Below are 12747 nucleotides of genomic sequence, written 5' to 3'. Positions count from 1 at the left end.
GCGGGGATTTAGACGCAATCGCGCTATGGTGCAAGTGCAAATCTTGCCTCTCTCTCGACAGGATTTCCCGAGCAGGGTAAACGAGGCTCCATGACACAGGATAATCGCGATAACGAAGGCGCCGGAGAAGCCGCAAAACGACGTCGCGACGCGCGTTCGGCGGCTGCATTGCGTGCGAATCTGCAAAAGCGCAAAGCGCAGTCGCGCGCGCGCAAGCCCGAGGCGACCCCAACCGATAACGACAAGAACGAGGGCAGTTGAATGGACAGTATCATCGTGCGCGGCAATGGCCCGCTCAAGGGACAGATCCCGATCGCGGGCGCGAAAAATGCCTGTCTGGCGCTGATGCCGGCCACGCTTTTGAGCGATGAGCCGCTGACGCTGACCAATGCGCCGCGCCTGTCCGACATTCGCACGATGAGCGAATTGTTGGCCTCTCTGGGCGCCGAAATCTCGACATTGCAGGAGGGCAAGGTGCTCGCCGCGTCATGCCATGGCGAGATCAACCCGGTCGCGGATTACGACATTGTGCGCAAAATGCGCGCCTCCAATCTCGTGCTTGGCCCGCTTCTGGCGCGGCTGGGTCATGCGGTGGTCTCGCTGCCCGGCGGCTGCGCGATCGGCGCGCGCCCGATGGATATCCATGTCGATGCGCTCACCGCGCTTGGCGCCGAGATCGAGTTGAAAGAGGGCTATCTGCACGCCAAGACGCGTGGCGGGCTGAAAGGGGCCACGCATGAGATGCGCTTCGCCTCGGTCGGCGCGACTGAGAACTTCCTGATGGCGGCGAGCCTTGCGAAGGGGACGAGCGTTTTGAAAAACGCCGCTCGTGAGCCCGAGATCGTCGATCTCGCGACTTGCCTGCGCGCGATGGGCGCTCAGATCGAAGGCGACGGCACCTCGGAAATCGTGATCGAGGGCGTCGACCGTCTGCACGGCGCGACGCATCCCGTCGTGGCCGACCGAATCGAGCTGGGCACCTATATGCTGGTTCCAGCGATCTGCGGCGGCGAGGTGGAATGCTTGGGCGGGCGCGTTGATCTGATCGAGAGTTTCTGCGAGCGCCTTGATGCGGCGGGGATTTCCGTCGAGCAGACCAAGGATGGCGTCAAGGTTAGCCGCAAGAATGGCCGGGTCCGCGCCGTTGACGTGGTGACCGAACCTTTCCCGGGTTTCCCGACCGATTTGCAGGCGCAGATGATGGCGCTTTTGTGCACCGCCGAAGGGACCAGCGTGCTGGAAGAGAAAATCTTCGAGAATCGCTTCATGCACGCGCCGGAATTGCTGCGTATGGGCGCGAATATAGAGGTTCATGGCGGACATGCGACCGTGCATGGCGTCGAAAAGCTCAAGGGGGCGCGCGTGATGGCGACGGATTTGCGTGCTTCGGTCTCGCTGATTCTCGCAGGCCTGGCCGCCGAGGGCGAAACCGTCGTCAGCCGCGTCTACCATCTCGATCGCGGCTATGAGCGCGTGGAAGACAAGCTAAGCGCGGTCGGGGCTCAGATCGAGCGTGTGAAGGCGGACTGAGCGCGCAATCTCGCGAAACGATCCGGTCCTCGTCTGGGAGAACAAAGATGTCAGATGCAAGATTTGAAGATGGCGGCGAGGGCGCGCTGAGCCTGCGCGCCGAGACCGAGGCGGATCTGTCGGTGCTCTCGGCGCTTGTGCAGGACGCCGTCTTGCCGATCACCGAGATCGTCTGGGATGCGAAGGCGCGCCGTCTGGCTCTGCTGATCAACCGCTTCCGCTGGGAAGACAAACCGCAGGCCGAAGCCGAGGGGCGCCCCTATGAACGGGTGCGCGCGCTTCTGGTCATCGCGGATGTGACGCAGGTTTCAAGCCAAGGGATTGATCGCGGCGATAGCGATCTCGTGCTCTCCGTGCTCGATATCGGCTTTGAACCCGCGCAGGACGGCGCCGGGCGGGTGACCTTGACGCTTGCGGGCGACGGGGCGATTGCGGCGGAGGTCGAATGCCTCGATATCGACCTGCGCGACGTGGAGCGCCCCTATGTCGCGCCGTCGGGCAAAGCGCCCCGGCATCCTGAGTGAGCCGCCCTGAGTGAGCCTGGCTTCCTCTTGATCTAAATATCCCCGCCGGAGGCTCCCGCCCTTTATGTCGGACGCTCCGCGGGGGATATTTGTGTCAGGGGAAGACTGGGAGATGCGCTTCCTAATCCACGGCGTGCTTGCGGGCACGCGATTGAGGCTCTAATTCCATAGACGGACAAGGAGTAGCCGATGCCGCAGTATCTGAGCACGCGCGAAGAGGGGTTCGACGCCCGCTTCACCGATCTTTTGGGGATGAAGCGCGAGGACAGCCCGGATGTGGATGCGGTGGTGGCCGAGATCATCGCGGATGTGCGTACGCGCGGCGATGCGGCGCTCATTGAGCTGACCGAGCGGTTTGATCGCTTCTCGCTTACGCCTGAGAGCTTGGCCTTTACGCCCGAGGAAATCGCCGCCGAAATCGCAAAAGTGCCCGATGCCGAGCGCGCGGCGCTTGAGCTCGCAGCCGAGCGCATCCGCGCCTATCACGCCCGCCAGATGCCCGAGGATCAGCGCTGGAGCGATGCCAGCGGGGCTGAGCTGGGCTGGCGCTGGGGGCCGGTATCTGCGGCGGGGCTGTATGTTCCGGGCGGGCTTGCCAGCTATCCGTCCTCTGTGCTGATGAACGCGATCCCGGCCAAAGTGGCGGGGGTCGAGCGGCTGGTTGTCGTCTGTCCGACGCCGGGCGGCGTGGTCAATCCGCTGGTTTTGCTCGCCGCTCAGATCGCGGGGGTGGATACGGTTTACCGCGTGGGCGGGGCGCAGGCGATTGCGGCTCTGGCTTACGGCACGCAGACCATCGCGCCGGTCGACAAGATCACCGGGCCGGGCAATGCCTTTGTCGCCGCCGCCAAGCGCCGGGTGTTCGGACGTGTGGGCATTGACATGATCGCGGGCCCCTCGGAGATCCTCGTGATTGCGGATGGCACGGGCGACCCGGATTGGATCGCGCTGGATCTGATGAGCCAAGCCGAGCATGACGAGAGCGCGCAGGCGATATTGATCACCACCGATGCGGAGTTTGGCCAAGCGGTCGCGCGCGCGGTCGAGGCGCGGCTCGAGACATTGGAGCGCCGCGCGATTGCGGGGGTAAGCTGGCGCGATTTCGGCGCGGTGATTGTGGTGCGCGATCTCGATGAGGCGGCGGAACTGTCGAACCGCGTGGCGCCCGAGCATCTGGAGCTGTGCGTCGCTGATCCGGACGCGCTGTCGGAGAAAATCACCCATGCGGGCGCGATCTTCTTGGGCGCCTACACGCCCGAGGCAATTGGCGATTATGTCGGCGGGCCGAACCACGTGTTGCCGACCGCGCGCTCGGCGCGTTTTTCCAGCGGATTGTCGGTTCTCGACTTTCTCAAGCGGACCACATTGGCCAAGATGTCCCCCGGCGCGTTGCGCGCGATCGGTCCGGCCGCGGAATGTCTGGCGATCTCTGAAAGCCTCGAGGCACATGGGTTGAGCGTGCGCGCCCGGCTCGATGCGCTCAACGAAGGAGAGGAATAATGGCGCGGATCTCACGTCTGGAGCTGGATACGGGCGGGCTGCCTGCACCTTCCGCCGAGCTTGAGCAGGAGCGCAGGGTTGCGGTCTATGACCTGCTCGAAGATAACAGCTTCCGCATTCCCGGACGTGAAGATGCGCCCGCACCCGAAGGGCCGTTCGTGCTCAATCTCGGCGTGCGCGACCGGCGGCTGGTGTTTGATACCGAAACGGAGACCGGGGATAAGGTGGTGGAGTTTCACCTGTCCTTCGGGCCCTTCCGCCAAGCGGTGAAGGATTACTTCCAGATCTGCGAGAGCTATTTTGAAGCGGTGAAGAAACTCCCCCCAAGCCAGATCGAGGCGATCGACATGGCTCGGCGCGGCATTCACAACGAGGGCGCGCGGATCTTGCAGGAGCGGCTTGAGGGAAAGGCAGAGGTCGATATCGATACCGCGCGGCGCCTGTTTACCCTCGTGGCCGTGCTGGCGCCGAGGGGATGATGCACGCATTGCCTTCTTCGGTTCTGTTTGCCTGCGATCATAACGCCACGCGCTCGCCGATGGCCGAAGGGATGATGAAGGCGTTTTACGGCACAGAGGTCTATGTGCAATCGGTTGGGGTGAAGGCGGATCTTGAGATCGACGGGTTCACCATCGCCGTCATGGGCGAGATCGGTATCAATCTGGAGCGCCACCGGGCGCGCTCGTTTCAAGAGCTGCAGGAATGGGGCGACGATCTGTCGGCCTTCGATCTCGTGATTGCGCTCTCCCCGGCATCTCAGCGACAAGCGCTTGAGTTGACGCGGTTTTTTCATCTCGACGTCGAATATTGGCCGATCATGGATCCAACCGGAATGGGCGAAGCACGCGAGGCCAAGCTCGCCGCCTATCGCAACACCCGCGAGCAGCTGCGCACCCATCTGATCGACCGGTTCGGCCCGCCCAAGGAGTGACTGCCATGCCCCGTGCCCACGCGCTCGATACGATCACGCGCTATTATGACGCCTTTAACAGCGGCGACACAAAGGGGATGGAGGCGCTGCTGGCAGAGCCTTTCGCCCATCACGTCAACGAAGGGCAGATTCGCCACGGCATCGCGGCCTTCGCCGAGTTCAACGCGCATATGAGCCGCTGCTACCGCGAGACGCTGACCGATATCGTCGTCATGGCCAATGATGCAGGTACGCGCGCGGCGGCGGAGTTCATTGTCAACGGCGTCTATCTGGAAACCGATGAGGGGCTGCCCGAGGCGCGCGGCCAGTCCTATGTGCTGCCTGCGGGGGCGTTTTTCACGCTGGCTGAAGGGCGGATCACCCGGGTCGTGACCTATTACAACCTTGGCGACTGGATGGCGCAGGTGCGCTGATGGAGCTGCGCCGTCTCAGAGGGGAGGCGCTTGACGCCGCGCTCGATGATGTCGCGGCGCTGCGGATCGCGGTGTTTCGCGACTGGCCTTATATCTATGACGGATCGCTGGATTATGAGCGGCGCTATCTGGAGAGCTACCGCCAGTCGGAGGCGGCGCTTGTCGTGGGCGCGTTTGACGGCGCGCGGCTCGTGGGCGCGGCGACAGGCACGCCGCTCGAGGATCACGCCGCCGATTTCGCGGCCCCCTTTGAGGCGACCGGGCTGGATCTGGGCACGGTCTTCTACTGCGCGGAATCGGTGCTGCTGCCGGAGTATCGCGGGCAGGGGCTGGGTCATCTTTTCTTCGATCACCGAGAGGCGCATGCCCGGGCGCTTGGGCGCAGCCATGCGGTGTTTTGTTCGGTGATCCGGCCGGACAGGCATCCCCTGCGCCCTGCCGATTACCGTCCGCTTGATGGTTTCTGGCGCAAGCGCGGATATGCGCCTTTGCCCGGCGTCATCGCGCGGTTCGACTGGACGGATCTGGGCGAGACATGCCAAACCGGCAAAGACCTGCAATTCTGGGGACGACAGTTATGACACGCGAGATCACCATCGCCGCCGCAGCCTATCCGCTCGATTGGCTCGAGGATTGGGAGACCTATGAGGCCAAGCTCGAGGGCTGGGTGATGGATGCGGTCGGGCAGGGTGCGGATCTTCTGGTCTTTCCCGAATATGGCGCGATGGAGCTGGCAAGCCTTGGTGGTCCGGACGTGGCAGGTGATCTTGAGGCGGCCTTGCAACATGTCGCGGGATTGCGCCCGCAGATGGAAGAGCTGTTCGCACGTCTCGCCCATCAGCATGAGTGCCATATCCTTGCGCCCTCAGGACCAGTGATCGAGGGCTCGCGCAGGCTCAACCGGGCGAGCCTTTTTGCGCCCACGGGGCTGATTGGCCATCAGGACAAAGCGATCATGACCCGGTTCGAACGCGAGGACTGGTCGGTTGAGGGGGGCGACGGGTTGGTCTTGTTCGACACCAGCCTTGGCAAGATCGGCGTGACCATCTGTTATGACAGCGAGTTTCCGTTGCTGGCGCGCGCGCTCTGCGAGGCCGGGGCGGAACTGCTCCTTGTGCCTTCGGCGACCGAAGCGGTGGCGGGCTATTCGCGCGTCCGCATCGGGGCGATGGCGCGGGCGCTGGAAAATCAATGCGTGAGCGTGCAGGCCCCGACGGTTGGCCCGGCCCCGTGGTGCCCGGCTGTTGACGAGAACCGGGGGGCTGCTGGTCTCTATGGTCCCCCCGATGCCGGGTGGCCCGAGACCGGTGTAATCGCGCAAGGGGGGCTCGATTCTCCGGGCTGGGTGGTGGCCACGGTCGATCTCGCGCAGGTCACACAGTCGCGCGCGGATGGAACGGTTTTGCTCTTCAAGCATTGGTCTGAGCAGCCCAAACAGGCCGAAGCGATCAAGATCTTGCACGAAAAGGCAAGCTCTGCTTGACATTGCCCTTGAATTTCGGAGTTTGCCGGCGCATTAAATCGCTCGCCCGCATATGACGCGGGTTTTTAAACACGGAGTGACCATGGCCAAGGAAGAAATGCTCGAATTTCCCGGTGTCGTGAAGGAACTCCTGCCTAACGCGACGTTCCGGGTCGAGCTTGAAAACGGCCATGAGATCATCGCGCATATGGCAGGCAAGATGCGTAAAAACCGCATCCGCGTTCTGGCAGGCGACAAGGTGCAGGTGGAAATGAACACCTATGACCTCTCGAAAGGTCGCATCAATTACCGCTTCAAGTGAAGCGCGCCCTTTGAAACTGATCTTGGGATCGGCAAGCCCGCGCAGGCGGGAGCTTTTGGCCCAATTGGGTCTGGAGCCCGCAGCGGTGCGCCCTGCCGATATCGATGAGACCCCGGCACGCGGGGAGGCCCCGCGCGATTACGTCGCGCGCATGGCCCGTGAAAAAGCGATGGCGCTTGAGATCGCCGCCGATGAGGTGATCCTGAGCGCCGATACGACCGTGACCTGTGGTCGGCGCATTCTGGGCAAACCCGAAGATGAAAAAGAGGCGGCAGAGTTTCTCTGGCTGCTCTCTGGGCGCAGGCATCACGTCTTGACCGCCGTGGCCGTACGCAGCGCCGAGGGGCTGCGCGAGCGGCTTGTCGATACGGTCGTGAAATTCAAACCGCTGAGCAATGACGACGTGAACGGCTACCTCGCGAGCGGCGAATGGCGCGGCAAGGCGGGCGGCTATGCGGTTCAGGGGCTGGGCGGTGCCTTTGTCCCTTGGCTGAAAGGCAGTTATACCGGCGTCGTGGGGCTTCCGCTGGCCGAAACCGCGAGCCTTCTGGCTGCCGCCGGGATCAGGAGAGACGAGACATGATTGGACGGGTGATCTTGCTCGATCAGATCGGCGGGCGTGAGGCGGCCGCGCTGATGGTCGATGGGCAGCTCGAAGAGCTTTTGATCGATCCGGGCGTGGCATTGGCGCCCGGCGCCATCTGTCGCGCCGTGGTCGGACGCCAGATGAAAGGGCAGGGCGGCGTGTTCGTCGATTTGCCCGATGGCGCGCGGGGCTTCCTGCGCGAGGTCAAAGGGCTCAGCCCGGGCCAGAGCGTGATCGTGCAGGTCTCTGGCGGCTCGGAGCCCGGCAAGGCGCTGCCCGTCAGCCTGCGGGTTCTCTTCAAATCGCGCCATGTCATCGTGACCCCGGCGGCACCGGGGCTCAATATCTCGCGCCGGATTCGCGACGAAGACCTGCGTGCGAGCCTCAAGGCGCTGGCGGAAGCCGGGATGGCGGGCTCTGAGGCTGGGCTGATCATGCGTTCGGGCGCCGTTCACGCCGAGCCAGCAGAGATTGCCGAGGATATCGCCGAGATGCGTGCACTTTGCGAGGCCGTGATGGCCGATCTGAGCGGCGGTCCCGAACTGCTGGTCGACGCGGTCACCCCGCATGAAGAAGCGTGGCGCGACTGGACCGATCCGGCCCCCGACGAGGTGGTCGAGGGGGGATTCGACGATCACGGCGTAAGCGATGCGATCGACGCGCTGTCTGGCCCCTTCGTGGAGCTTCCCGGCGGCGGTCACATGATGATCGAGCAGACCCGTGCACTGATCGCCGTCGATGTGAATACCGGCAATGACACCTCGCCTGCAGCTGCTCTCAAGGCCAATATTGCGGCCGCGCGCGCCTTGCCCCGTCAGCTGCGCCTGCGCGGGCTCGGCGGGCAGGTCACGGTGGATTTCGTGCCGATCTCCAAACGGGACCGTCAGGCGCTCGAGCAGCAATTGCGCACCGCTTTCAAGGGCGAGGCCGAGAGCGCGCTGGCTGGCTGGACGCCGCTGGGGAATTTCGAGTTGCAACGCAAGCGCGACCGTGTTGCCCTCGCCTCCCTGCTGGGAGATGCGTCATGAGCTGTCCGATTTGCGGCAAGGAGCCGGCCCCGAAATACCGCCCCTTTTGCTCGGGGCGCTGCGCCGATGTCGATCTGGCGCGCTGGTTGAACGGGTCTTACGTGATCCCCGGCGACGCGGTCGAGGAAGACGACCGCAGCTCGGATGCGCCCGAGCCGCCTGTAAAGCCGCACTGATCAAGGGGCTGGGTCGTATGGCTTTGTCTCGCGTGCGGCTTTTGGAGTGCTGAGGGTTCAGACGGACCCAGAAAGCCCGTCCGCGCCGCGTGAGACAGACGCTTTTCACTACCCTTTGAAGCAGCCCATCAACACGCTTCGGAGAAAGGCGAAAAAATCTGCCAAACCCCTCTGGACAGCCTAGCGCCCCTCGTCTAGTAACCGCTGCACCAAGGCCGTGTTGCCAAGATGCCCGGATAGCTCAGTTGGTAGAGCAGCGGATTGAAAATCCGCGTGTCGGCGGTTCAAATCCGTCTCCGGGCACCACTTAAACTCTTGATATTGCTCGATATTCATTTCTGAGCCTTTCAGGGTTTGACAGTTTTTACGAATGGTTTGACAACTTGAGATCTGCGTTCGTTCTCCTTTTCGAGAGTGTTCATGGTTTCGCGGTTGCGCTCCGCAAGGTTCGCAGAGCGAGAATAATGGCGCGCCATTGCAGGGGTTTTCTGCCCCAGCAGGTCAGCTATCTGTCTTTCTTCAAGCCCAGCCTCGCGCAAAGTGGTCGCAACGGTGTGGCGTAGTCCCTTTAGCGTAAGGCCGGATTGAACCGCCTCATCAGCTTCCAGTTTCTTTTTGAAGCGGTGCCAGACCGTCGAAAAGCCGTTGTAGGTCCAAGGCTTTCCGCTGGACGTGGCAAGGATCGTAACAGAATCATGCGCAGGGGCAGCATCCAAAGCCTTTTGCAGCGTTGGCCCGATAGGAATGGCAACTTCTTCGCCTGTCTTGCCCCGGAAACCCCAAATTGTGTTTCCGTCGATTTGACGCCGAGTCAGCTTTAGCGCATCGGATGGATCGAGACCTGTATTCATTATCAGCGCGATCACAACCCGAACATGCGGCGCAGCCCGATCCAAAACAACAGCGCGTTCCTCGACCGTCCAAGGCCGGTTGGCATAGGGGCGATCTTTCGGGCGCGGCTTGGGAATGACGCCAGCCGCATAGTCCCGGTCAATTAGTCCTTTAGGAATGGCGTAGCGGAATACTTGGCTCAGGAATGTGCGAACCATGTTTGCCCGCCGCCAGCCGATCTTGCCCGCTGCCTTGTCGTGGATACCCGACACAAGCGGAGTCGTTATCGCGGAGACGGGCGTGTCGCAGATCGGGTGCAGGAAATTAGAGCATTGGCGGTAATCGCGCTTTGTCGCGTCCGCTAAGTTGCCAAAATGCTCAGTTTCAAAATAGGCGCTGATTATACCGCCAAGAGTTCCGGGCTTTGGAGCTTGCGCCTTTCTTGCTTCGGCAATGGCTGCAATGTTGGCGCATTCCGAAAAGAACTCAGCCGATCCCAACGGGGTCTTTTCTAAGTCGATCTTATGCCCCGTGACGCGATGATAGCAGCGCGGCTTTCCATGTCGATCTTTGAAAATCTTGAACCCTTTAACCCTGATAAGCGTCATTACAACCTCCCCAAAATGGCGTCTTGCGATGCCATTTCTGCGCCGGTTTTCATGCCGTCTATCCACACATCTAAATCGCGTTTGTCATAAAGAACCGTGCCGGGGCGCAACTCGATAGGCTGGACCGGGCAGGCCGCTTTAAAGTGCTTCACCGCAAGGCCAGTGTAACTTGCCGCTTCTGCCTGCTTCAGCATCCGCTTTTCTACCACGCTGATATTCAGGCTGGCACTACTCATGCCTGATTTTCCATTTGCAAAGGGTCTTTTGTTCTTGCTGCGATTGCCAACAAAGCGCCGCCATAGACGGTCGCGCTCTGATCAATCGCATACCTTGGATCAATCATATCGTCGGATTGATCAGTTTTATCAAAAAAACCGAGTGAATCTATCACTGCGCCTCGGTTGTCTTGAAACTCGATAGTAGCCATCGGATGAGAGGTGCTAATTCTGAAGATGATACCATCGGGATTAAAGCGTGGGCTTTCAAACAGGCGGCACAATATCAGCAGATAGTCCGTCAGCTTAATCAACTTACTAGATTTCGCCGGATAAGCCATTTTCTCAAAAAACGGCTGTGTAGCATTGTAAATTTTGAGCCGCTCACTCAGGTCACTTTCGTCGTCCCATTCGTCTACGTCCGGCGCAGCCACAGGCATCACTGGCAAAAGACCATCGGCTTCGATCCAAGGTAACGCCTCGTCGGCGGCACGGGATGGGACGCGAGTAACCATGCAACCAATCAAGAAGTGGATTGCTTCAAGTCGCGTCATCTCTGGAACTGCGCGGCCTTTACCTTTCGCACGCATACCGCCGTCTGCTAGAGAACGATCAATCTTGTCGGCACGATCTTGGTCGACGCCCCAGATTTCGGCAAGAATGGGAATGAGTGATTTTGCTTTCATGTTGCATGTATACCTTTTAGAATATATTTTTGCAACACAAAAATCGAAACCAAACACGAAGAGGAAAAACCATGAAATTCAGCGTAAGAGCATTCTTAGATAACCCCGGCGGGGCTTACGATCCTGCGCCGATCCACGAATTTGACACGGACACGGCCACAGAAGCTGTGATCCCAATGGTGGGCGACTACTTGAGGTGGGACGATTCCAGCCCAACTTACAAAGTAATCGCCCGCCACTTTGACTATGCAGGGAAGCGTTGCGCCATTGAGGTTGAAAAAACGGAATCCCGCTGGCGTTTTGACTAACCTAGGTCAAATAACGACATCATGGCGAGTCATGCCCTGAAACGCCATTTTTCGTTGATCCTGAGGAGGCCCATCCTTTGCGGTGATCTCTCCTTCACGCGAAGAAAGTAGGGCCAAGGCTGCATCACGCAGCTTTGGCCCCCTGATCAGCCCCGCTTCCAACGTGCCAATCCTGCACCGCGTCCCCAGAGGAGGCTCCCGAGGGAGTAAAGGGGGCCGTGCCGTGTCGGGGTTTTCGCCATGAAGATCGGGCACTCACCGACTAATCCCAGACGCTTTGCGGAGACTAACCCGCTAGGCGCGCCCCAGCCCTAACCTTGTCGCGCCACCTCGTAGCTATCGCGAATCATTCGGCGCACATCGCCTAGGAAAATCCAATCCAGAGAGGCACCATAGCGAACACAAAAATTAAGCAGTTCTGGCGCAGGCGCTCCATCCTCGGACAAGAGGCGCGAAGGGGGATGAACCCCGATAGTGTCCGCGTAAAACTGCATCCGTGCTTCGGCTTCGGTATAGTCTTTATTCATAGTTCATTCTCCATATTAAACACATCACGCAGCCCCGTCATTCTGGCCCCAGTTCACCAGCTTCAACGCTTGGTCAGGATCAACGCCCGCCTCTTTCGCCGCAGCCAAGGCTTGCACAACGCTAACCGCAGCCCTTGCGCGCCCGCCTGCGTCATAAGCTTGCAGCGGCCTAAGCGTGTCGATCATCACCGCCGCGCCTAGCTTTTCGCTGGCTTCCTCAGCCATCCCCATCGCCATCGGCTGCAAGGTCCATTGCGCCAAGTGCCTTTGTGCCTCGCGCACCATCGGCCCCGTGGTCGCCTTGTTATTCAGGCCGGGAAGGATGCCAAACGCCGCGTTGATTTGGTCGCGCGCCTTGTCCAGCGTCTCGCCCATCTGCGCCTTGCTCAAGTCGGGGGTGAGGTCATTGGCCCGCCAATCCTGCATTGGCGCAGGTCCACCCGCCGCCTGCACTTGGACGCTTTCCCTCACTAGCACCTTGCCCCGTGATCCACGAAAGCCCCGTGCAATATCCGCAAGATCGGTTTCCGGCGTCTCAGGCATTGGCACGATTGAGGAACCTAGGGGCGCATCGCCGTAAACATCCACAAGCGCCCGCTCGATGGTTTCCAGCAGATCCGCCGAGAGGCTGGCGCGTTTTAAGGGGGCCGTGCCAAGCCAAGGTTGATTTGCATCTGCCCCGATACGGAAGTGCAGCACCTCGCCCGCAAGAGCCGTCATAGTCTTGCCGCCGCCCACATCTGGCAGGGTCAGGCGATACGCAACAGGCCGGGAAAGCCGGGTTGATAGTTCCCAATCAGAGACAGGCAAAAGCGTATCTTCCGAGATATAGAAAAGCGCCTCGCCTCGCAGCGCCAGCATTCGCCCAGCCATCGCCAGAGAACGCCGGGTCAACAGATCGGTGCCATCAACATCAGCAAGGCTCAGGCCGTTTTCCCAGAGCGTCACCGCCCCTTGAACGGTCGCCGTGAGTTCGGCCCGCCCGGTTGTGCCTGTGATGTATCCGGCACGGGCTTGGATCATCTGCGCGGTATAGGTCGAAGCCGCCCGCGTTTCGGTTTTGCGTTTAAAAGGCCACATTATTTCTGCCTCCGATATGG

The 12747-nt window shown here is 60.9% G+C and carries 19 protein-coding genes and 1 tRNA gene; 15 read left to right on the top strand and 5 right to left on the bottom strand.

Annotation, left to right across the window (positions count from 1 at the left end; genetic code table 11):
- The first annotated feature begins 90 nt into the window (after positions 1-90).
- The 14 genes from DL1_RS21910 (at position 91) to DL1_RS16645 (ending at position 8778) form a co-directional block, all read left to right on the top strand.
- The gene (locus DL1_RS21910) at positions 91-261 is read left to right on the top strand and encodes a hypothetical protein (RefSeq protein ID WP_169740913.1); all 171 of its coding nucleotides are present in this window, start codon (positions 91-93) and stop codon (positions 259-261) included.
- On the top strand, positions 262-1530 hold the full coding sequence (gene murA, locus DL1_RS16705) for a UDP-N-acetylglucosamine 1-carboxyvinyltransferase (protein WP_038068368.1): 1269 nt from the start codon (positions 262-264) through the stop codon (positions 1528-1530).
- Positions 1531-1577: 47 nt separating this feature from the next.
- On the top strand, positions 1578-2054 hold the full coding sequence (locus DL1_RS16700) for a DUF2948 family protein (protein WP_038068367.1): 477 nt from the start codon (positions 1578-1580) through the stop codon (positions 2052-2054).
- Positions 2055-2243: 189 nt separating this feature from the next.
- On the top strand, positions 2244-3554 hold the full coding sequence (gene hisD / locus DL1_RS16695; RefSeq protein WP_038068365.1) for a histidinol dehydrogenase: 1311 nt from the start codon (positions 2244-2246) through the stop codon (positions 3552-3554).
- Positions 3554-4033, top strand: coding sequence for a UPF0262 family protein (locus DL1_RS16690; protein WP_038068364.1), 480 nt, complete (start codon positions 3554-3556; stop codon positions 4031-4033). The genes hisD and DL1_RS16690 overlap by 1 nt, the downstream gene beginning before the upstream one ends.
- On the top strand, positions 4030-4485 hold the full coding sequence (locus DL1_RS16685) for an arsenate-mycothiol transferase ArsC (protein ID WP_074855027.1): 456 nt from the start codon (positions 4030-4032) through the stop codon (positions 4483-4485). The genes DL1_RS16690 and DL1_RS16685 overlap by 4 nt, the downstream gene beginning before the upstream one ends.
- Positions 4486-4490: 5 nt before the next feature.
- Positions 4491-4898 (top strand): ketosteroid isomerase-related protein, encoded by a 408-nt coding sequence (locus DL1_RS16680; protein WP_038068362.1) that lies wholly within the window; start codon positions 4491-4493, stop codon positions 4896-4898.
- Complete coding sequence (locus DL1_RS16675) at positions 4898-5479, top strand: GNAT family N-acetyltransferase (RefSeq protein WP_038068361.1); 582 nt, start codon at positions 4898-4900, stop codon at positions 5477-5479. Before DL1_RS16680 ends, DL1_RS16675 begins: the two co-directional genes overlap by 1 nt.
- Positions 5480-5487: 8 nt before the next feature.
- Positions 5488-6381, top strand: coding sequence for a carbon-nitrogen hydrolase family protein (locus DL1_RS16670; protein ID WP_038068423.1), 894 nt, complete (start codon positions 5488-5490; stop codon positions 6379-6381).
- An 82-nt stretch (positions 6382-6463) separates the two neighbouring features.
- Entirely contained in the window at positions 6464-6682 is a 219-nt protein-coding gene (infA, locus tag DL1_RS16665; protein WP_036636451.1) for a translation initiation factor IF-1, read from the top strand.
- A gap of 10 nt (positions 6683-6692) precedes the next feature.
- Positions 6693-7265, top strand: a complete 573-nt coding sequence (locus tag DL1_RS16660) for a Maf family protein (protein ID WP_038068360.1) — start codon at positions 6693-6695, stop codon at positions 7263-7265.
- On the top strand, positions 7262-8296 hold the full coding sequence (locus DL1_RS16655) for a ribonuclease E/G (protein WP_038068359.1): 1035 nt from the start codon (positions 7262-7264) through the stop codon (positions 8294-8296). Before DL1_RS16660 ends, DL1_RS16655 begins: the two co-directional genes overlap by 4 nt.
- Complete coding sequence (locus DL1_RS16650) at positions 8293-8472, top strand: DNA gyrase inhibitor YacG (protein ID WP_038068357.1); 180 nt, start codon at positions 8293-8295, stop codon at positions 8470-8472. The genes DL1_RS16655 and DL1_RS16650 overlap by 4 nt, the downstream gene beginning before the upstream one ends.
- A gap of 230 nt (positions 8473-8702) precedes the next feature.
- A tRNA-Phe gene (locus DL1_RS16645) sits at positions 8703-8778 on the top strand.
- A gap of 41 nt (positions 8779-8819) precedes the next feature.
- Here DL1_RS16645 and DL1_RS16640 read toward each other — a convergent pair.
- The 3 genes from DL1_RS16640 to DL1_RS16630 are packed head-to-tail and all read right to left on the bottom strand — an operon-like array spanning position 8820 to position 10812.
- Positions 8820-9911 carry a tyrosine-type recombinase/integrase gene (locus DL1_RS16640; RefSeq protein WP_038068354.1) on the bottom strand — a complete coding sequence of 364 codons (1092 nt, stop codon included), beginning with the start codon at positions 9909-9911 and terminating at the stop codon, positions 8820-8822.
- Positions 9911-10147, bottom strand: coding sequence for a hypothetical protein (locus DL1_RS16635; protein ID WP_051693635.1), 237 nt, complete (start codon positions 10145-10147; stop codon positions 9911-9913). Before DL1_RS16635 ends, DL1_RS16640 begins: the two co-directional genes overlap by 1 nt.
- On the bottom strand, positions 10144-10812 hold the full coding sequence (locus DL1_RS16630) for a hypothetical protein (protein ID WP_038068353.1): 669 nt from the start codon (positions 10810-10812) through the stop codon (positions 10144-10146). Before DL1_RS16630 ends, DL1_RS16635 begins: the two co-directional genes overlap by 4 nt.
- A gap of 71 nt (positions 10813-10883) precedes the next feature.
- On the opposite strand from DL1_RS16630, the gene DL1_RS16625 reads away from it, so the two are divergent.
- Positions 10884-11120, top strand: coding sequence for a hypothetical protein (locus tag DL1_RS16625; RefSeq protein WP_038068352.1), 237 nt, complete (start codon positions 10884-10886; stop codon positions 11118-11120).
- A gap of 311 nt (positions 11121-11431) precedes the next feature.
- Here DL1_RS16625 and DL1_RS16620 read toward each other — a convergent pair whose 3' ends face one another.
- Positions 11432-11647, bottom strand: a complete 216-nt coding sequence (locus DL1_RS16620) for a hypothetical protein (RefSeq protein WP_038067780.1) — start codon at positions 11645-11647, stop codon at positions 11432-11434.
- A 24-nt stretch (positions 11648-11671) separates the two neighbouring features.
- Positions 11672-12727, bottom strand: a complete 1056-nt coding sequence (locus DL1_RS16615) for a phage portal protein (protein WP_038068346.1) — start codon at positions 12725-12727, stop codon at positions 11672-11674.
- Positions 12728-12747: the final 20 nt, after the last annotated feature.

Origin of the sequence: Thioclava dalianensis, from assembly GCF_000715505.1 — a bacterium.
In the GTDB taxonomy this organism is placed as follows: Bacteria; Pseudomonadota; Alphaproteobacteria; order Rhodobacterales; family Rhodobacteraceae; genus Thioclava; species Thioclava dalianensis.
The sequence above is the reverse complement of the archived record's forward strand: the minus strand, read 5'-3'. Positions and strand labels throughout refer to the sequence as shown.

Coding starts and splice junctions, on each gene's coding strand:
- DL1_RS16655 (WP_038068359.1), top strand. CDS start 7,262: ATGATTGGACGGGTGATCTTGCTCGATCAGATCGGCGGGCGTGAGGCG.
- DL1_RS16640 (WP_038068354.1), bottom strand. CDS start 9,911: ATGACGCTTATCAGGGTTAAAGGGTTCAAGATTTTCAAAGATCGACAT.
- DL1_RS21910 (WP_169740913.1), top strand. CDS start 91: ATGACACAGGATAATCGCGATAACGAAGGCGCCGGAGAAGCCGCAAAA.
- hisD (WP_038068365.1), top strand. CDS start 2,244: ATGCCGCAGTATCTGAGCACGCGCGAAGAGGGGTTCGACGCCCGCTTC.
- DL1_RS16635 (WP_051693635.1), bottom strand. CDS start 10,147: ATGAGTAGTGCCAGCCTGAATATCAGCGTGGTAGAAAAGCGGATGCTG.
- DL1_RS16620 (WP_038067780.1), bottom strand. CDS start 11,647: ATGAATAAAGACTATACCGAAGCCGAAGCACGGATGCAGTTTTACGCG.
- DL1_RS16685 (WP_074855027.1), top strand. CDS start 4,030: ATGATGCACGCATTGCCTTCTTCGGTTCTGTTTGCCTGCGATCATAAC.
- DL1_RS16680 (WP_038068362.1), top strand. CDS start 4,491: ATGCCCCGTGCCCACGCGCTCGATACGATCACGCGCTATTATGACGCC.
- DL1_RS16630 (WP_038068353.1), bottom strand. CDS start 10,812: ATGAAAGCAAAATCACTCATTCCCATTCTTGCCGAAATCTGGGGCGTC.
- DL1_RS16675 (WP_038068361.1), top strand. CDS start 4,898: ATGGAGCTGCGCCGTCTCAGAGGGGAGGCGCTTGACGCCGCGCTCGAT.
- infA (WP_036636451.1), top strand. CDS start 6,464: ATGGCCAAGGAAGAAATGCTCGAATTTCCCGGTGTCGTGAAGGAACTC.
- DL1_RS16690 (WP_038068364.1), top strand. CDS start 3,554: ATGGCGCGGATCTCACGTCTGGAGCTGGATACGGGCGGGCTGCCTGCA.
- DL1_RS16650 (WP_038068357.1), top strand. CDS start 8,293: ATGAGCTGTCCGATTTGCGGCAAGGAGCCGGCCCCGAAATACCGCCCC.
- DL1_RS16625 (WP_038068352.1), top strand. CDS start 10,884: ATGAAATTCAGCGTAAGAGCATTCTTAGATAACCCCGGCGGGGCTTAC.
- murA (WP_038068368.1), top strand. CDS start 262: ATGGACAGTATCATCGTGCGCGGCAATGGCCCGCTCAAGGGACAGATC.
- DL1_RS16700 (WP_038068367.1), top strand. CDS start 1,578: ATGTCAGATGCAAGATTTGAAGATGGCGGCGAGGGCGCGCTGAGCCTG.
- DL1_RS16615 (WP_038068346.1), bottom strand. CDS start 12,727: ATGTGGCCTTTTAAACGCAAAACCGAAACGCGGGCGGCTTCGACCTAT.